This window comes from Virgibacillus sp. 7505 (assembly GCF_002272135.1).
In the GTDB taxonomy this organism is placed as follows: domain Bacteria; phylum Bacillota; class Bacilli; order Bacillales; family Amphibacillaceae; genus Terribacillus.
Map to the genome: position 1 here is coordinate 70,339 of NZ_NPBF01000021.1, position 18,518 is coordinate 88,856.

Annotated in this window: 16 protein-coding genes; 11 read left to right on the plus strand and 5 right to left on the minus strand. The window is 42.4% G+C overall.

The genetic code is table 11. The annotated features are described in order from the left end of the window. Positions 1-131 precede the first annotated feature (131 nt). From esaA to CHH91_RS07920, 11 genes are read left to right on the plus strand one after another with little or no spacing between them, the layout of a single operon-like run. Entirely contained in the window at positions 132-3,665 is a 3,534-nt protein-coding gene (gene esaA, locus CHH91_RS07870) for a type VII secretion protein EsaA (RefSeq protein WP_095222910.1), read from the plus strand. Further along, positions 3,640-4,137 (plus strand): type VII secretion protein EssA, encoded by a 498-nt coding sequence (gene essA, locus CHH91_RS07875; protein ID WP_176465721.1) that lies wholly within the window; start codon positions 3,640-3,642, stop codon positions 4,135-4,137. The genes esaA and essA overlap by 26 nt, the downstream gene beginning before the upstream one ends. Before the next feature lie 10 nt (positions 4,138-4,147). Continuing rightward, positions 4,148-4,402 carry an EsaB/YukD family protein gene (locus tag CHH91_RS07880; RefSeq protein ID WP_095222912.1) on the plus strand — a complete coding sequence of 85 codons (255 nt, stop codon included), beginning with the start codon at positions 4,148-4,150 and terminating at the stop codon, positions 4,400-4,402. A 43-nt stretch (positions 4,403-4,445) separates the two neighbouring features. After that, on the plus strand, positions 4,446-5,720 hold the full coding sequence (essB, locus tag CHH91_RS07885; protein ID WP_095222913.1) for a type VII secretion protein EssB: 1,275 nt from the start codon (positions 4,446-4,448) through the stop codon (positions 5,718-5,720). Between the two features lie 44 nt (positions 5,721-5,764). Further along, the gene (gene essC, locus CHH91_RS07890) at positions 5,765-10,198 is read left to right on the plus strand and encodes a type VII secretion protein EssC (RefSeq protein ID WP_095222914.1); all 4,434 of its coding nucleotides are present in this window, start codon (positions 5,765-5,767) and stop codon (positions 10,196-10,198) included. Between the two features lie 12 nt (positions 10,199-10,210). Next, complete coding sequence (locus tag CHH91_RS07895; RefSeq protein ID WP_176465722.1) at positions 10,211-10,630, plus strand: YwqH-like family protein; 420 nt, start codon at positions 10,211-10,213, stop codon at positions 10,628-10,630. A 4-nt stretch (positions 10,631-10,634) separates the two neighbouring features. Continuing rightward, entirely contained in the window at positions 10,635-10,904 is a 270-nt protein-coding gene (locus tag CHH91_RS07900; protein WP_095222916.1) for a TIGR04197 family type VII secretion effector, read from the plus strand. 42 nt (positions 10,905-10,946) lie between these two features. Further along, a complete protein-coding gene (locus tag CHH91_RS07905) occupies positions 10,947-12,437 on the plus strand; it encodes a T7SS effector LXG polymorphic toxin (RefSeq protein WP_095222917.1) in 1,491 nt (496 codons plus the stop codon). A gap of 15 nt (positions 12,438-12,452) precedes the next feature. Continuing rightward, entirely contained in the window at positions 12,453-13,259 is an 807-nt protein-coding gene (locus CHH91_RS07910; protein ID WP_095222918.1) for a hypothetical protein, read from the plus strand. Positions 13,260-13,280: 21 nt separating this feature from the next. Next, a complete protein-coding gene (locus CHH91_RS07915; RefSeq protein WP_095222919.1) occupies positions 13,281-13,736 on the plus strand; it encodes a DUF5085 family protein in 456 nt (151 codons plus the stop codon). Continuing rightward, positions 13,733-14,209: a DUF5085 family protein gene (locus CHH91_RS07920; protein ID WP_095222920.1), complete on the plus strand. Its 477-nt coding sequence runs from the start codon at positions 13,733-13,735 to the stop codon at positions 14,207-14,209. The genes CHH91_RS07915 and CHH91_RS07920 overlap by 4 nt, the downstream gene beginning before the upstream one ends. A 44-nt stretch (positions 14,210-14,253) precedes the next feature. Here CHH91_RS07920 and CHH91_RS07925 read toward each other — a convergent pair whose 3' ends face one another. From CHH91_RS07925 to CHH91_RS07945, 5 genes are read right to left on the minus strand one after another with little or no spacing between them, the layout of a single operon-like run. Continuing rightward, the gene (locus tag CHH91_RS07925; RefSeq protein WP_095223055.1) at positions 14,254-14,916 is read right to left on the minus strand and encodes an SOS response-associated peptidase; all 663 of its coding nucleotides are present in this window, start codon (positions 14,914-14,916) and stop codon (positions 14,254-14,256) included. Positions 14,917-14,957: 41 nt separating this feature from the next. Then, on the minus strand, positions 14,958-15,695 hold the full coding sequence (locus CHH91_RS07930) for an energy-coupling factor transporter transmembrane component T family protein (protein ID WP_286160722.1): 738 nt from the start codon (positions 15,693-15,695) through the stop codon (positions 14,958-14,960). Continuing rightward, positions 15,688-17,295, minus strand: a complete 1,608-nt coding sequence (locus CHH91_RS07935; protein ID WP_095222922.1) for an ABC transporter ATP-binding protein — start codon at positions 17,293-17,295, stop codon at positions 15,688-15,690. The genes CHH91_RS07930 and CHH91_RS07935 overlap by 8 nt, the downstream gene beginning before the upstream one ends. Beyond that, positions 17,292-17,870: an ECF transporter S component gene (locus tag CHH91_RS07940; protein ID WP_095222923.1), complete on the minus strand. Its 579-nt coding sequence runs from the start codon at positions 17,868-17,870 to the stop codon at positions 17,292-17,294. Before CHH91_RS07940 ends, CHH91_RS07935 begins: the two co-directional genes overlap by 4 nt. After that, positions 17,867-18,475, minus strand: coding sequence for a YkoF family thiamine/hydroxymethylpyrimidine-binding protein (locus tag CHH91_RS07945; RefSeq protein ID WP_483372392.1), 609 nt, complete (start codon positions 18,473-18,475; stop codon positions 17,867-17,869). The genes CHH91_RS07940 and CHH91_RS07945 overlap by 4 nt, the downstream gene beginning before the upstream one ends. Positions 18,476-18,518 lie beyond the last annotated feature (43 nt).

The following is an 18,518-nucleotide window of genomic DNA, read 5'->3' on the forward strand; positions in this document are numbered from 1 at the left end:
CTGCATGACGCATGCGTTATGTAGCCCAATTACTGTAAAAAAACAAGTTTTGTGTATCATCCATCATCACCATAAACGATACTTGAAAACACATACTATACAAACTGGAGACACCAGGAGTTGAGAATACATTGAAAAAGTTTGATAAAAGATGGATTTTATTTTTAGTACTTATCGTATTGCTAGCGTCTGGTTTATCTTACTTAACCTTGCACCAGGAAACGACGAAGACCGCGGAACAGCCGCAAACCCAGAATATGTCGGTTGCACTTGTAAATGAAGACCAAGGTTCTACGTTTAATGGTACCGAGCTTGCTTTCGGGGATGCCTTTGTCAATTCGGTTAGTGAGAATGAGAATCATGAGTGGTTCGTTGTAAGTCGGGGAGTTGCGGAAAGCGGCTTGAAGAATAATACATACGATATGATGATCGTAATTCCCAATGACTTTTCGGAGAAATCACTCAATATCACTGCTGAAGCACCTGAGCAAGTAGTGCTGCAGTATAAGATCAATGCATCTGAAAATCCGCGTATGAAGGAAGAAGCGGAGAAAACAGCAAGTGATATCCTGAATGATTTTAACAGAAGAGTCATTGATGTGTATTTTGCCAGCATCATCGGGAATCTGCAGAATGCACAGGATAGCATTGGTCAGATGGTCAACCGTCAAGCGGCATATACGAATTCCTATAACTCAAATGTGTTCCAGCCATTGTCTGGCTATACCGATCAATTCGGTATGGTAAGAGACAATACCGAAGTTTCAAAAGAAAGCTTCACAAGTTTCGGTGAGCTACTGGCTTCCTATGAAGATCAGCTAGTTGACGAAACGCAGCTCGGAGAAGACTTCGTCAGCAACCTGGAAGAAGTGATGAGTTTAAAAGAAACGAATAACACGGAACTTGTAAACTTCCAGGATCAAATCAATCAATTCAGTCAAGGTTTGACGGCTGGGGAAGTCGACCAGCGACTGGATCAGCTTGTTGCTGCTAATGAAGCAATTAACCGTCAATTCGCAGCAAGTCAGCAGAATGCTGTTGATACAGTTATGAACCGTCCAGTTACATCATTAAATACGACTAATATCTATTCGGGTTCTGTATCACTACAGCAGCAGCTGCAGGATTCCTCTAGAAGAGTTGCAGCCTTACAGCAGGATATTGATGCGTATCTGACGGAAAGTAATGAGCAATTCCGGGCTAAGATTGAGGATAGAATCAGGAATACGATTGAGGAAGAGCTTGATGAAGATCAGTATTTAAATATCAACGCGCTGTTTGAAGACCCTAATCAAGTTGCTGTTAATAGAATTAACCGAGCTATTGGAAAGCTGCCTTCTTTGAATATTGAAGATTTTCAAAATGTAGGCTTGCCTGATAGTACAGTAAATGAGATTACGAATGTCATTGCAATGACAGAAAAATATCAGGATGAAATTAAGAATGTAAACATTGATCGGGATCCTTCCCCTATTTTGAAAGATGAATTTGACAGATTGAATGAGAAGCTGACAGGAGAAGGTGTTCAGGTAACAGATAGTGTCAACATTCCTGAAAATAAAAAAGAAGGTCAGATTTTCCGTTTACAAGTTCCAGAAGGCTTCACTGTCAGTCATTTAGGAATCCAGCTCCCAGGTGAAGCGGAGCAGTCTTACACAGGAGCAATGGAAAGTGGTGAAGTAAAATTACCAGCCAACCGTGAGGGCGAATTTAAGGTAAATCTCACGCTACGGAAGGAACAAGGAAGCTTCGATGTTTACAAGCCCATCGATTGGAGCTGGTCTCTAGAGCAGAAGGATTTAGGAGACGTAGATAAACCAGATGATTTGGCTTATGCACCCACAAAAGGAAATCTGCTCGCAACGACCCAAATCAAAAAAGACGATAACCAGCCAGCTCAAGAGGATGCGATTACCGAAGATACACCTGCAGAAGATACACCATCTGATGATGGAGAAAATGATCAAACTTCGCCTGATGAAGGAAACCAGCCTAATGAAGAAAATGCTGAAACTCCAATAACTCCGCCTGATAATGATCAGGGTGAAAACCCAGGTGATGGAGGAAACGATCAGCCAAGTGAACCAGGTGAGGGTGAAGAACCAGGAGATCCCAACGAACAGCCAGGCAGTGATAAACCAGATGAAGAAGATAAAGATGAGCCTGAGAAGCTCTATATCAAAGACAATATCATCGAGCATCAAATCAGTACGCCTGTAGAAGACTTGGATGATACGACTGAGACATTGATTCGCACTGTGACAAATACAATCACTGCTTATCAAGAACTTGGCTCACTATACGAAAGTTATTATGGTTTTGGATTGCATGGACTACCAGATAATTTTAGTTCCGCAAGCTTAAATGATTTGGCTACCAATGACTCCCTGTATTACTTATTTAAGAAAAAAGACATTAAGGATCTTCTTGCTGGCTACATGACAAACCAAATCACTGGCAGCGTCACAGAACAGCTTCAAACACCAGCGGAAGCATTCCGTAAGCAAGTAGGAGACTACCAGTCGCGGGTGCAGCAAGCTATCGCAGATGCTGATACACTAACTGGCCAGGTTGCCGCAACGACTGAGCAAGCAGCGGTCTTGAATGACAATGTCAGCCAGACATTAGAAGATGTAGCAGCATGGCGCGAACAAATGATGACGGTACTGGATGGTCAAACAGAAATCCAAACGAATGCTCAGGGTGAGCAGGAAGCTGTCCTGACATTGGGCAGTGAATTCCAGCCGCTTTTGATGTCGAGTCAGTCATTAGCTGAGCAAGCACAAAGTAATACGAATACAGCAGATCAAGTATACGAAACCTTTGATAGTATCGATACGCAAGCTAGAGAAATCGAAGAGAGCGGTACAAATCTAGTTAGCGATGCGGAGACGCTTGCTTCCAATCTGACAGACAAGCTGTCGGATGATCAGAACTTCACGGAGAACTTCACGGAAGTGCTGGCAAACAGCCGAGTCGGTGACAGGCAGAATGAAAATCTATATGATTTCCTTTCCAATCCTGTCCAGACGAGCAATGAAGGTACGATAGCAGCACAAGCCGAGACGATTTTCACGCCTTATTATCTAGTGCTGATCAGTTTCATTGTCGTTCTCTTCACGGCTTATGTCATCTCTACGTTGCATATGAGACGAAAACAGGATGATCAATTTGCATCAGATATATCACTAATGGTACAGCATGCACCAATCACTATCATTACAGCGGGTATAGGTCTGTTGGAAGGTATCGTCATTGGTATTGTATCAAGCTACTATTTGCCAATTGACGATTTGAACAAACTGCAATTGACAGCTGTCATGGCTCTCCTTATCACGGCGATGCTGTTGATAGCGACATACTTGTTAAGACAGATGAAAATGATCGGAATGTTCATCCTGCTGGCGATATTCAGTTTGTATCTGTTCTTTACAGATGCGATCGGTACAGCAAGCACAGCATTCCCGACAATTGAGAAGTTTTCTCCTCTGCAGTACATGGAAACATTCATGCTTCGTATTGTAGAAGGCTCGGTCAACTATGTTGTTGCGATATTTGCACTGGTCATCGTAGCGGCTGTAGGTGCCTTAGCCAACCTATTGGTCATTAGCCAATCGGATAAAGGAGTAGATAATGCCGATGACAACCAAACGGAAGCTGGTTGATTTGGCGTTCATATTCACCATTATTCTGCTGATACTTCTACCTATAGAAGTATCAGCAGAATCTAATTCTGATGAAAATGAACGTGGAAGTCTGCAGATGCAAATCGACCGTATACAAAAGGAAAAAGATGTTGGGACAGATAACCAGGAAACGGAGAAGGAAAAAGTTTTCCCAGGACTATTCAATGAGGAAACGACAGATGAAATTCAGCAAAAAGCGGAAGGCAAAAGAGCGGATGTAGAATCATTGCGAGATAGTGTTTTTACACTGGACATCAATAAGCAATCTTCATTAGAGGAAGTGCAGGATACATTATTTACCGCAGACTATACCTCTGAAGCTGCCAGTGGTCAGAAGGCAGCGGATCAAGCTGATGCGGATTCCGGTAATGGAGTACTTTATTTCCTGATCGGAATAGCGCTCGCGTTATGCATCGGTTTATATATGATGATGCGAAAATTATTAGACTAGGAGAAAGACGATGGCCAACACGAAACATATTAACGTCACGATGGACTTTCAATCTGTCAGCGGAGAAGGATCTGTCTATGACTTGCGAATCCCCACCCAACTAACGGTGAAGCAGCTGCTTCATCACGTGATGGATACATTGCATATCGAAACAAATGACATTCATTCCACGATCAAGATCGTAACCAAGCATCTTGTTCTGGCGGATGATGACTATCTAAGAGACTATCCAGTCACAGACGGCGATGTACTAGTAGTCTTATAAAGTAAAGAGCCGTGTGTGCCAATTGTGAAGGAGCCAGCAAAACATGAATGAGAGAAAAATAGAATTGGATAATGCTACATATACCCTGCAGCAGGATAAACAAACTATCCGGATAACAATGCCCAAATCACAAACCTCGGTAAAAGATATCCGGCAGCTTCATTTGATGCACCAACCTTCCGATCAGTTTGTACCTATGGAGGTACAAGAAGAGGAAGATACTTTAGCTTTCATCTACAACACCAATCCCAATCATAAAAAGTGGTCTGACGTCCAAAAGCTGCGCCAAGATGATAAACTGCGCATTTTGAACAATATTGGCAAACTTGAACGCTTTTTGTCCAGTCGGATCACGTTTTTCCTTCATCCTGACAATCTCGTCTTCGATGAGAACTTGATGCCGCAAGTGATTCATCGCGGTGTCCGTGAAATCGTACCCCCATTCGATATGCAGTCAGAGACATTCCTTAAACAATATAAATGCTTGAGCATCGCCATGTTCTCGAAGAAATATTCATTCGATCAGCTTTATCATGGCTCACTTGAGAATGCAAATGAATCAGATTTTGAGAAGAAGATCCAAAAGCTTGAAACGATTGATGCATTAAGACAATTCCTGCAAGAGAGCTATGCAAAGGAACAGAAAAAAACGGAAAAGACGATGAGCTTTTTACCGACAAAACGTTTTAGGTTATATAAACGCTTATCCATCATCATGATTATCCTTAGTATTTTGCTGGCAACGCCGCTTGTTTACTTTGCGCTGATCAAGGACCCTTTCCAAGATAAGCAATTGGAAGCGCACGGTGAGTTCCTAGCGGACAATTACAATGACGTTATTTCAACTTTGGCAGAAGAGGATCCGGAAAAGCTGCCGAGCCAGACAAAATATGCACTGGCATATTCCTATATCCAGGTAGAAGCTTTATCTGATGAAGAAAAAGAATCAATTTTAAAAAATGTATCCTTGAACAGTGACCAAGATTATCTGCTTTATTGGATCTATAACGGTCGTGGAGAATTCGATACTTCCTTGAATAAAGCCAAGTATATTGATGATCCGCAGCTGATTATCTACGGCTTGATCAAGAAAATCGAACAAGTGAAGAACAATCCGGATCTATCGGGTACGGATCGTGACAGACAAGTTGAAGATTTCCAAAATCAGCTGGATAAATTGCTGGAAGAATATAATATGGATCCACTTGGTGAGGAATCCGGTAGTGAAGCGGCACCTGATCAGGAAGCTGCAACAGAGGAACAGCAAAACACTGAGGATCAAAATGCTGATGAGAATAAACAAGAAGAAAAGAAATGATGTCTTCAGCAATGGATGGAGTGCATAGAGAGGAAGAAGAATAGATGGCACATAAAACACTGCTCATAGCATATAAAGATAAACTGCATAAATGCCATTTGCCGGAACAAACCGGTCAGACCGTAATCATCGGGGATAGACGAAAGAATCAGGTGACGATAGCCGGACTGGCAACTGAATTAGAATTGGAATGGGACGGTCAACAGTTATTCTATCAACAAGAAGAGATTCGTACTGCGAAACAAATAGGGGAACTGAAGCTCTATGTGATGGATGCGAATAAATACAACGTCTTTGATATAGCTGGCCAGCAATCTATCGCATTCGGTGAAGCGGCCTACAATGATATCAATAAACCGCATTGGAAAGCCGATTTTGTACTTCTGCGTGAAACGGATAGGTCTGGTTTCCGCATAGATCTACAAAGCGGAAGCATGTATCATAACTACCGGCTGCTCCAAGATGATGTGCTTGTGGAAGATGGAGATATCCTGTTTGTAGATGGCGTCATGATGACAATCTACACAGATACAATTGAAATCAACTCAAACGGAAGTTTGGATGCTTCGTTCATGGAACTGATCGGTCAAGAAAAACCCTACGGCGGGGAGTATCCGGACTATCATCGTTCTCCGCGCATCATTTACCGGGAACCGGAGGAAAAGCGCACGATTGCCAAACCAGCCAATAAGCCTAGTAAGCCAAGCGAGCAATTGGCGAGGAATATTGTACCGCCGCTTGTCATGATAGCGGCTTTGGTCGCTATTTCACTGGTTCAGCCACGCGGGATTTTCATCATCGTTATGGTAATCGCCACTTTGGTTACGGTTATCTTCTCCATCACGTCTTATGTGAAAAATGTGCGCAAATACAAAGAGGACATGAAACAAAGAGAAGCAACGTATAAGAGTTACCTAAAGAGAAAAACGAAGGAACTATATCATGCAAGTGAAGAACAGCGACATGCACTGCATTACCACTATCCTGATGTTCAGAAAATATCTGAGATGGCAGCTGCTACAGAAGCACGTATTTATGAGAAAACACCTTACCACCACGATTTTTTGAACTTCCGTACAGGGTTAGGGCGCGTGGATACAAGCTTTGAGATTTCGTACAACGAGGAAGAATTCACACAGGAGCAAGATGATTTGGTAGATGAAGCAAGACATTTACTAGAACAGTTCAAAGAATTGCATGATGTTCCGGTCATAACGTCCCTGACGAAGGGACCGGTCGGTTATATCGGGCAGAGAAAGCTTGTTCTGGAGCAGCTCCAGCTATTAGTGATGCAGCTTTCTTTATTCCACAGTTATCATGATTTGCAGTTCGTTACGATTTTTCCGGAAGAAGAAAAGCAAGAGTGGGATTGGATGCGCTGGCTGCCGCATGCAAGTGTGCGAGACATCAATGTTCGAGGCTTCATTTATCATGAACGTTCCCGCGACCAAGTACTCCATAGCTTGTATCAAGTGCTGAAAGAGCGGAAGCTGCAAGTAGATGAAAAAAGCAATTCGAATGAGAAGCTTTATTTCTCACCACATTATGTTGTCCTTATTACCGATGAAAAGCTGATATTGGATCATACAATCATGGAATTTTTCAATGAAGATCCAAGTCAATACGGCGTATCGCTAGTCTTCGTTCAAGATGTGATGCGGGCATTGCCGGAGCATGTGAAAACAGTCATCGATATCCGCGATAGCAATGACGGAAAGATCATCCTGGAAGAAGCTGAGCTCGTCAACAAAGCATTCAAACCAGATCATTTCCCGGAGGATTTCAACAAAGAAGCTGTCTCTCGGGCTTTGGCGCCATTGAACCATCTCCAAAACCTGAAGAATTCCATTCCAGAACAAGTAACGTTCCTGGAGATGTATGGAGTAGAGAAGGTGGAGGAATTAGCGATACAAGCACGCTGGCGCAAAAATGAGACATACAAGACTCTTGCTGTACCACTTGGACTGCGAGGAAAAGAAGATATTGTCCAACTTAATCTTCATGAGAAAGCACATGGTCCGCACGGATTGGTAGCGGGTACGACAGGATCTGGTAAATCGGAAATTATCCAGTCGTATATTCTTTCGCTTGCTGTAAACTTCCATCCTTATGAAGTAGCATTCCTCCTGATTGACTATAAAGGAGGGGGAATGGCAAATCTGTTCCGCAACCTGCCTCATTTGATGGGGACGATCACCAACTTGGATCGTGCACAATCAATGCGTGCTTTAGCTTCCATTAAAGCAGAGCTGCAAAAAAGACAGCGTCTGTTTGGCGAGTATAACGTCAACCATATTAACCAATATCAGAAGCTATTTAAACAAGGAAAAGCAGCTGAACCAATGCCGCATTTATTCCTTATTTCAGATGAGTTCGCCGAGCTGAAGTCCGAACAGCCTGAGTTTATGAAGGAACTTGTTTCTACGGCCCGTATCGGTCGTTCCTTGGGTATCCACTTGATTCTTGCGACACAGAAGCCAAGCGGTGTAGTGGATGATCAAATTTGGTCCAACTCCAAGTTCAAGCTGGCATTGAAGGTACAGAATGCAAGCGATTCGAATGAAATTATCAAAACACCTGATGCAGCAGAAATCACACTGCCCGGCCGTGCTTATTTGCAAGTTGGAAACAATGAAATCTATGAACTGTTCCAGAGTGCATGGAGCGGAGCAGACTATATTCCGGATAAAAACGATGAAGACCATGTGGATCTTACCATCTACAGCATCAATGATCTGGGGCAATATGACATCTTAACGGAAGATTTAAGCGGACTGGAGAAGAAGGAATCTATTGAAAAGATTCCGTCAGAGCTTGATGCCATCATTGATCATATTGCGGATTACACAGAACAGCAGCGTATTGAACCTTTAGCACGTCCATGGCTGCCGCCTCTGCCAGAAAAGATTTTCGGGCCGGAACTTCACCCAGTTTCATTCCGCGATGCATGGAAAGAACCGAAAAAGCCTTTGGAGCTGATGATTGGTTTACTCGACCAGCCGGAAATGCAGCAGCAGATCCCATTGACGCTAAATCTATCCAAAGACGGACATATTGCTGTATTTGCGAGTCCAGGTTATGGGAAATCGACATTCCTGCAGACAGTTGTCATGGATTTGGCGAGACAGCATAACCCGGAACAGCTTCATGTATATTTACTCGATTTTGGTACAAACGGATTGTTGCCTCTGAAGAATCTGCCGCATGTAGCCGATACGTTCCTCGTCGATCAAGTCGAGAAAGTAGGCAAATTAATCCGAATGCTGAATGGGGTCATGAAGCAGCGTAAACAAAAGCTGAGCCAGTACAGTGTGGCGAACATAGGCTTGTTCGAAAAAGCAAGCGGGGAGACTGTACCGAATATCTGTATTGTGATTGATAACTATGAGTCTGTCAGAGACAGTGATTTCGGTGACGATTTCGAGAAGGTAATCACACAGATTGCCCGGGAAGGTGCCAGCATCGGAATTCATCTGATTATCAGTGCCGGGCGCCAAAGTGCGATGCGCATGCCTTTGCTGTCCAATATCAAGACACAAATCGCTTTGTACCTGATCGAGTCCAACGAAGCAAGATCGATTGTTGGGCGCACCGATATAGAAATTGAAGAAATCGCAGGCCGAGGTCTTGTGAAAATGGAGGAACCAGCATTATTCCAGACCATGCTGCCTGAACACGGGGAAGAAGCATTGGAAATCCTTGATCGGATTCAAGACTTAGCGAAAGACATGAACGAAGTATGGGATGGAGACTATCCGGATGCTATCCCGATGATGCCAGAAGGTGTCGTCGACTTCCAGGAATTCAAAGAACAGCGTCGTACCAAACGGATATTGGAAGAGAAGAAAGTGCCGCTTGGGCTTGATTTTGAAGAAGTATTGCCTGTTGCCTATAATCCGGCGCAATATGATCACATGACAGTTATCAGCGACCGGAAAGATGGATTGGATCGTATGATCAGATCTGTCGCGAAGAACGTTACGTTACTGAAAGATGTGTATCAAACGATGCTTATTGATACAGCAGATCAGGATATGGCTGACGTAGGGAAAGACATGCATGCTTATGTGTCTGAATCAATTGGTATATCAACTATCAAAAATGAGCTCATAAATGAAATAAAACAACGTAATTCAGATGGAATTTCGGAACCAAAATGGCTCGTACAAATAGCAGACCTGCAGGACTTCACGGAACGTGCAGGATTTACTCTTGAAGAGGCTACTCTCATGATGGAACGCGGCAGCAAAGCAGGCATACATTTCATCATTTGCAGCGATTACAACTATCTTGGAATGAGCTATGAGCAAGTACCAAAGTACCTTCGCAACCAAGCTATTTTCGGTCTTGTGGGCATGCGCTTAGGCGATCAGGATATCTTCAAACAGCCTTTTATCCGCCAGGAGAAATATCCTGAACCGTACGAATGCTATGTAGCCTTGGATCATCAGCATGTGAAAGTGAAAATACCGGAGTAGGAGGATATTTCTTTGAGTAAGAATCTGAGCATTTTGCAATCACGAAAACGATCTTTGCTGAATGGAATCAGTGATGCAAGAAGCCAAGCAAATATGTGGGGCGATAAAATCAGTCGCCTCCAGGAGGCTTCTAACAGTCTTCAAGCAGATATCACTGCACTCGAAGCAGACAAAAGTAAAATTGACTCCTTTGAAATAGACAAAAAGCGCTGGAAGGGGAAAGAAGAAACCCGCTTTTCTGATGCTTATGCGGAATATAAAGAACAAGTTCAGCTTTTTGTTAAAAAAACAAAGCAAGCGAAAGAAACAATTGATGATGAAATAGTCCGCTTCGAAGCAAATCGTGCCAGCTGTCTTGTAAGTGTGGAGAACCTGTCCATGTCTTTGAGCAACGTGGAAGGAAGAATTAGACAGGAAATGGAGAAGGAGTAATGATATGGCGAAAGAAGTAGCTATAAATATGGAAGTCTTTGAATCCAATGTCAGCAGTTTAAAAGCATCGGCAGAAGCTTTACTTTTTAGCCAGCATAAAAGTTATACGCTGGAAAAAACAAATATTGCGCCATTTACGAAAGATCTAGAACAAATGATAAAAGCTATTGAACTTTTGGATAGATATAAGACATTATTGATACAAGATATCCAAACTTTGAAAGAGGTAGGAGAAACAATGCGGGACACTGATGAGCAGCAAGGAAAGAAATAATACAACAGTCCGCTGAATAAATTGTTCGTGGAGGGTTGAGTAATGGGATATAAAGTGGATATGAGTGAGGTTAATCGCTTTTCGGAGGATTTATCCAATATTTCAAGTAATATTAAAGATGGTTTAGAAAAGTTAAATTCAGATATTGATAAAATTACTAAGATGGAGTCCTTTAGAGGAAAAGCAGCGGATAACGCAAAAAGTTATTATACTAATGTACATGGAATGACTATCAAGTTGTTTCAGGATTTATGGAGTGAATTAGAGGTAAATTTAACCACTCATATAGAGACTTTTGCTACTGTCGTGGATACTGATAAAGCGGCTATCATTGAAAATGACTATCTTACAGACACTACTAAGGAATTAGGTACTCAACACGCTAAGTTAGAAACAGAGGAATCTTCCATTCATAAAACAATCAATGGAATCTTGGATATTTGCAGCGTGGATAAACCACAGTTGAGGGAATCCACAATACAAAAAGAAGAATCTGAAGAGGTCACAAAGAATACAAACGAGAATCTGGAAAATTATCAATCTGCCAATTACGGTGACATTGGTGCGTTGGATAAAGTAATCGATCAAATAGGTAACGCCATGACGGAAGCAGGGAAGAAATCCGGAACTGAACGTTTTGAAAAAGGTGCTGATTCTGCCTTTACGAATGTTATGACTGCGTTAAACAAGGCAACTACAAGTATTGCATATGTGAAGGATGGTCTATCTGGAGTTACCACCAATAAGCCTGTAATGCAAGCTGCAAAAGAGCTTGGGCTATCGGTAACACGTTCAGTTGATAAGAGTACAGGTAAACCAATTTATCGCATCTATGCAACGGAAGAAGCGCTAAAAAAATTAGGTGTAGAGCCAGATTACCATGCGAGGCAGCAGTTGAAACATAAACAGTCTGGTATTGCAAAAGAAAATTGGCGCTATGAGATGAAAGTAAGATATAAACAAAAGGCAACGTTAATGTATTATGATAAAAAAACAGGTAAGCATGTATGGTCTACTATAGGAAAGCCATTGGTGGAAAAATATCCGTTGCTCAATGTGTGGAAAAAGAAAGCACCCTTCAGAGAAAGATATGGATCTTTTAAGCAGGAATGGAGTAAAGGATTTAAAGGCGGGATCAAAGATACTTTTAATGTTAAATCATTAGTCAGTGATCTGGATAATAGCGCTAAAGGTATTTCTAAAACTGCTGGTAAAGCAATAGCACCTCTTGGAGTCGGTCTTGGTTACTACACAAATTATAATGATGCTAAAAAGGATGGTCTTCAAGGAACTGAGGCTCATATAAGAGCTGTCGAGGATACTGCTATAGACACTGCTATAAGTACTGGTGTTCAAGCTGCGTTTACAGCTGCGGGTACTGCTTTTATTCCAATTCCTGGTGTAGGGACTGCAGTAGGGATAGGTCTTGGAGTTTTGGCAAACTGGGCTATCAGCAGAGAGTGGAAAAACGGCAAATCTCTAACTGGTATGGTTAAAGACGGGTTTCATAAGGTTAAAGGATGGTTTAAGTAGTAGGGGGTAGTAAATATGAGAAACCGAAAATTAGGCGAGAAGGACTTTTGGGCTCTGAGAAATTCGCTTGATTCAAGACAGAGTATATCGTCCCTTGGAGTAATATTAATTGTTTCAATCTTTATTAATGCTATATTATTTTTGATTGTATACTTGGTAGTATCTGATTACTCAACATATCCAAATGTAGAAAGTATTTTCAAAGTACATCTATATATAACAGTGACATTAAGTCTGTTGAGTTTGATTTTTGGATTGCCAACTGTTTATAAACGTTTCGAGAAAATACAATATTTAATTTCTATAATTGTATCTCAAAATACATTTGGAGCATTTCCGCTTTTATTAGCATTATTTGCATTTGGAAATGTATATGGAGTTACACAAAACAATTTATTAACGATAACCAAACTAGCATTATTTGCAGGAGTATTAGTTTTTTTAATCACCAGCATTCGTTTATTTCTTCTATTAAAGCGAGGAGAATACAGAGCTGATTCATCAAAAGACAAGGTGAGAAATAAGTGGGAACATTTTGTGAGCGGCAATCTACCTATTTTTATTGCGATAGGAGTAGGTATTGTATTTATAATACAATTCTTATTTAGGGTTATCCCTTTAGGGGATTTTGATATCATAATTATGGGTACGCTCAGTATTCTTATCTATTTGACAATGCTTTTTGTACTGCCAGAGCAGCTTGTAATGTTGTATTGTAAAATTCGCTATGAGAGCTTTAATCACAACCGCAAAGGGAATTTAAAACCATTTGGATTTAAAACTCCTCAGAAAAAGAAAAAAAAGAATTATAAGGTCAGATAAGGAATTTAGGGAGATGTTCATATGAATGTAGAAACAAAGGAACTCTATTTTTCGAATGTATTAATATATGAAAATATAATGTTACGAGAAGACTGGCAAGAAGGTGTGGTTATTTTGGAAAACTTCACCTTGAGCGAGGATATCTACAGGAATGGACCGGTTTTCTTTTCTGTGAAATCAGTTGACAATGAGCCCAAGTTCGGACAATTTAAGTATTATTTACCAATAAATGAAAGGGCTGAATTTGAGAAACATCCGAATTTTCGATTTGTTCCAGAGTATGAAGTTGGAAAGGCGTTGGTTTTAAGACAGGCGTCAGAAGAAATAGATTTCCAAACAGCGTACTCCAAAGTTAAGGATTATGCAAATTCAAAAGGTATAGAATTGGAAGACATATACTACTGCTTCCTACTAGAGGTGTATGAGGACATAATAATAGATGTTTATGTACCTATAAAGCGAGGCGATTCCAATTGATAACCAACCACAAGTTTTCTTATCGCAATGTAGCTTCTAAATATTACGAGTTCCGACCTCAAGATATCAATAAAGCGATGGATGATTTTAGGCGTACTTTAGAAGGCTGTGGTCTGCATTTGTCTGGAAATATGTTCTTTTCCATATTAAGTGATCCTCAAAGTGAGATTATGATTGCAGAAATTTTCTTGTCAATAGAGGAAGATTCAATAAAAGGTCTAGTTTCTTCAGAGGAAGAGATTAGATTTCGTAGTTATTTCACTATAAGCCCAATGGTGATGACGAGAATAATGAAGGATTTTGATTTTGAATCTCAAAAAAAATACTGGGAACTAGTAAGATATTTGCAAGTGAATCAATTAGAGCAAGCTACTCCATTATTTGTTGAGTTTAAGAACAGTCTATCTGGAATTGATTATGTGGAAATGAGTATTGGGTATAAGTTAAACGCAGATAACATTAGAATTGGTTGAATATGGTATTATATAAAAAGGAGCATGCCCCCGGCATGCTCCTTTCACAATGGATTAATCAATTCCTCACTATTATTCCTCGGCGAATTAACAAGCGTAGAAACAGGGTAAGCCGTCAATTCCTCGGAATAAGGCTTCAATAAATCCTGCAATTTATCTGGGTCTTGCTGTTCCCGATCAAGCCATTTGTCTTGAGAGGCAGCTGACAGTATAACCGGCATTCGGTTATGGATCTGCTGCATGAAGCTGTTTGCTTCGGTTGTGATGATGGTGCAGGTGAAGATGTTGCTTCCATCTTCATCCTGCCATTTCTCCCATAGACCTGCGAATGTGAGTGGGTTTTTATCTTTGCGCTGGATGCGCATAGGCTGTTTCTTTCCGTCTTCGGTTTTCCATTCGTAGAAGCTGTCAGCGGGAATGAGGCAGCGCTGTTTCTGAAATGCTTTCTTGAAGCTGCGTTTTTCCAGCAGTGTTTCGGATCGGGCATTGATCATTTTGCTGCCGATCTTCTTATCTGGTGCCCAAGGCGGGATGAGTCCCCAGCGCAGGGTTCCCAGCCGTCGTTTCTTTCCGTCATGAATGACTGCTGCAATTTGCTGCGTTGGTGCGATATTGTAGCTTGGTTCGAGTGCTTCCATCTCTGAGACAGCATCATAGGTTCGCAGGAGCTCTTCCCAGGGAGTGAGTAATGTAAATCTGCCGCACATCTTCATCTCTCCTTTTTTCTCCATTATAACCCTTCTGCTGTTTACTGAAACGACTTGGAAACGATGATACATAGCGCAATGGCGGCAAGCATGACTGCAGCAAACATCCAATCTGTCCAACTAGTATGATACGTACGGTAAAATGTGCGGTCTCTTTCTCCTGTGAAGCCTTTGGATTCCATGGCTATGGCTGTCCGTTCAGCTTTGCGGATCGCGCTGGCCAGCAGGGGAATCGTGTACTGTTTGTATCGGCTGATTCTGCTTGTTTTCGTTTTGGCTCCCCGAATAAGATGCGCAGAGCGGATCGTCGTCAATTCATCTTTTAATAAAGGCAAAAAGCGATAGCCAGCTAAAATGCCGTATGCCAGTTTCGGTGAAACGCGACATTGCTGAATAAGACTTAAGATGAACGCCACTTTGTCTGTTGTCAGGACAAATAGCAAGGACAGCGTGCTATAGCTGAATACACGGATAGCTAAAGCTAGCGCATCCTGCACGGTTTCTCTCGGCAGATCCCAGAAGAGGAACTGCTGTGTGATGGAAGGATTCTCCGGTGTTTTTGCAAATAGCAGCGTTGATACGAGCATGCCGACTGCGAAAAGGGTGAAAGGGAGCAGATATAGAAGATACTTCTTGATTTGCACCTTTCCAAACAGTAATGTAACGGCAATCGTCCAGCCAATGTATAAAAGCAGTGCCAATGGATCAAAGAGGAAAGCAATGACGATTGCTGCTATCGTCACTGTTCCGGCTTTGACGCTGGGATTGATTTTATGCATAGAGACTGTCCTCCTGTGTCCGCTTATTATAAGCTTCTTTTGCGGGAAGGGAGAGTCCATAGTCTGACAGATCTTTTCTCTTCCAAATTCCTGCAGGCTGGTCATCTGCTACTATACGCCCTTGATCCACAATCAACACGCGCGAAGCAAAACGATCGACCAGTTCCATATCATGTGTAATCATGACAATGGTGCACCCGCGTTGATGATGTCTCCAGATTAGATCCATCAGTACTTCAGTAGTATGGCTGTCTTGGCCGAATGTCGGTTCATCAAGCACGAGCAGGTGAGGCTTTTGAACAAGCATGGTCGATACACTGAGCCGTCGTTTTTGACCTTGGCTCAAGGTGAATGGATGCTTATCGGCTTGTGCAGCTAACTGGATATCCTCTAAGACCCTCTGAATTTCATCCGCGTTTGCTGCCTGTCCGAAGGCAATTTCATTCCAAACAGAGTCTGTAAGAAACTGATGCTCAGGATTTTGAAATACATAACCGATTTGCTGGTAGAGTTCATTTGTTTTCCAACGACGTAACTTCTTTCCGAGAACTTCGATATCTCCGGCTGTGGGCTTCAGCAATCCAGTAATTTGCCGGGAAAGAAGTGTCTTTCCGCTGCCGTTTTTACCTGTAATAGCCAGGAATTCTCCTTGCTGAATATCAAGATTAGGGATATCCAGTAAGACTTTTTCTTTATGTTGAAAGATAGCATTTTCCACTTGAATTATACATTCCTTGGTATGCATAACCTCTGGTGTTTTAGTCTGAAACTGCAAACCATGAGGGAGAAGGTCAACAGTAAGCGGCCAAGGCTTTGGAAGCTGCGCTTGCTTGGCAAGCAGAACTGCTTCTGGCAGCCAAATGCCGCGCTGCTGCAGCTCCTCGTCATAGAGATTGACTGCCTGACTCAAATCTCCGTCAAAGAATAAAGAGCCATCTCGCTCCAATAGCATTGTCCGGTTAATAATTGGCAGCCAATAGTCAATATTGTGCTCTATGATAAAAAGAGTGATATCCTGCTGTTCTTTTAACTTACGTATTGTTTCGACAAGGTCTTTGCTCGCAGCCGGATCCAGGTTGGCCGTCGGTTCATCTAAAATAAGCATGCGAGGCTCGAGAGCCAAAACTGCAGCCAGTGCAAGCTTTTGTTTCTGTCCGCCGGATAGGGTGTGAATTTGATCTTTTCTCCTATGCTGTAAACCTACAAGGGAAAGGACACGATCGATTTCTGAATCCATCAAATCAGGGGCCATTTTTTTATTTTCTAAGCCGAAAGCAATCTCGTCTTCTACGGTTAGCATGCAGAACTGTGTTTCGGGGTCCTGAAATACAGTACCAACCTCTAAGTTGATTTTCCCACTTTTGAAATCCTCGATCTTGGATCCAGCGAAGGAGATACTGCCGCTCATCTTTCCATCAAGTTCTTTTGGATACAACCCGTTCAAACAGTATGTGAGTGTGCTCTTACCGGATCCGCTTGGTCCAAGCAGGAGTATGCTGTCTCCTTCCCGGACCGTAAAACTCAAATCAGATAAGGTAGGATTGCTTTCTTCCTCAAATGTCACGGTAAGCTGGTTTACTTCCAGAAGGGGTTGTTTCATCCTGCTTTTCGCTGGCGATAAGTTTTGCCAAGAGGAAAGCTAGTCAATGTTCCTGTTTTCGCCAGCGCCTCACTGATTGCTTTGCCGATCAAGCCGCTTATGACAGCTCCGCTGATGATCCGGACAACAAGCATAAGCACAACGTAAGAAGGGTCGAGAGCCACAAAGCCGCCGCGGAAATAACCCCAGATGAAACTTGTGATGGCAGCTCCAACACCAGCACCCATCAATACAAGTACATGATAAGAGCGATAGCGTGTCATAGCAAATGCTGCTTCAGCACCGAGTCCCTGCACAATAGCAGAAAGGATGACAATTGGTCCAACGCTGCTTCCGATCAGCACTTCAACAACTCCTGCTATTGTTTCCGATACAAGGGCAACTCCGGGTTTTTGAATGATATACGCTGCAACGATGGAGACGAGGAACCATACCCCGAAGATGATATCGGTTCCGATTGGTCCGACAAGTCCCATCATGACGACGTTGACCGGAAGGAATAAGAGATAAACAATACCGAACACGACAGCGAGTGCTGCCATGACGACGATATCTTTCATGCGCCAGCTTTTCATTTGACTACACCCTTAGCAGACGGGCTATTCGCAGACATTGTCACCGTCATAACTGTATGGGATGATCCGGACGCCTCAGTCTCAGTGAAAACATGCTCCAAACCATCGAAGACGTCAACAGCATTGCCATCAAGACGAGTAGAGTAATGGGACTTGGAAACAGTGATCCCTCGAGTGCGCATATTCTCTATCTGAGTATAGATGGTATCCATATAATTTCCGCCGCCTAAAGGATAAAGCGAGAATTTGGATGCTGTCTCAAGCTTTATATCTTTAACATTCGGAAGGTTCAGCTTCGTTTCATCCTCAGCCATATAAACATCCCCAGTAGAATCTCCAGGACAGCCGATGGAATATGTACCATTGAACACAACATGATCGCCATCTTTGGCTGCTGCCAGGAAAATAGCAGAGGTGACATCGAATACATGCGGTATTCTCCCGCGCACTAGCGTAGTGACATCGTCCGTCTCAATCCATACTTTCGACGTATCCACGGTTCTTAGTGCCTCTAATATAATTTCTTTGAACCTGTCGGCCATTGGATAAACCGAAAAACTGCAACCGGCAATCCGACTGATCCCGCAATGATTTTGAATTTCCATCATGATTCCTCCTATTTTTTTGCATATAAAAAGCGACGGCACC

Bases quoted from the DNA above. Each gene is read 5' to 3' on its own strand.
- essA (WP_176465721.1), top strand. From the start codon at position 3,640: ATGACAACCAAACGGAAGCTGGTTGATTTGGCGTTCATATTCACCATT.
- CHH91_RS07880 (WP_095222912.1), top strand. From the start codon at position 4,148: ATGGCCAACACGAAACATATTAACGTCACGATGGACTTTCAATCTGTC.
- essB (WP_095222913.1), top strand. From the start codon at position 4,446: ATGAATGAGAGAAAAATAGAATTGGATAATGCTACATATACCCTGCAG.
- essC (WP_095222914.1), top strand. From the start codon at position 5,765: ATGGCACATAAAACACTGCTCATAGCATATAAAGATAAACTGCATAAA.
- CHH91_RS07900 (WP_095222916.1), top strand. From the start codon at position 10,635: ATGGCGAAAGAAGTAGCTATAAATATGGAAGTCTTTGAATCCAATGTC.
- CHH91_RS07905 (WP_095222917.1), top strand. From the start codon at position 10,947: ATGGGATATAAAGTGGATATGAGTGAGGTTAATCGCTTTTCGGAGGAT.
- CHH91_RS07910 (WP_095222918.1), top strand. From the start codon at position 12,453: ATGAGAAACCGAAAATTAGGCGAGAAGGACTTTTGGGCTCTGAGAAAT.
- CHH91_RS07915 (WP_095222919.1), top strand. From the start codon at position 13,281: ATGAATGTAGAAACAAAGGAACTCTATTTTTCGAATGTATTAATATAT.
- CHH91_RS07925 (WP_095223055.1), bottom strand. From the start codon at position 14,916: ATGTGCGGCAGATTTACATTACTCACTCCCTGGGAAGAGCTCCTGCGA.
- CHH91_RS07930 (WP_286160722.1), bottom strand. From the start codon at position 15,695: ATGCATAAAATCAATCCCAGCGTCAAAGCCGGAACAGTGACGATAGCA.
- CHH91_RS07935 (WP_095222922.1), bottom strand. From the start codon at position 17,295: ATGAAACAACCCCTTCTGGAAGTAAACCAGCTTACCGTGACATTTGAG.
- CHH91_RS07940 (WP_095222923.1), bottom strand. From the start codon at position 17,870: ATGAAAAGCTGGCGCATGAAAGATATCGTCGTCATGGCAGCACTCGCT.
- CHH91_RS07945 (WP_483372392.1), bottom strand. From the start codon at position 18,475: ATGGAAATTCAAAATCATTGCGGGATCAGTCGGATTGCCGGTTGCAGT.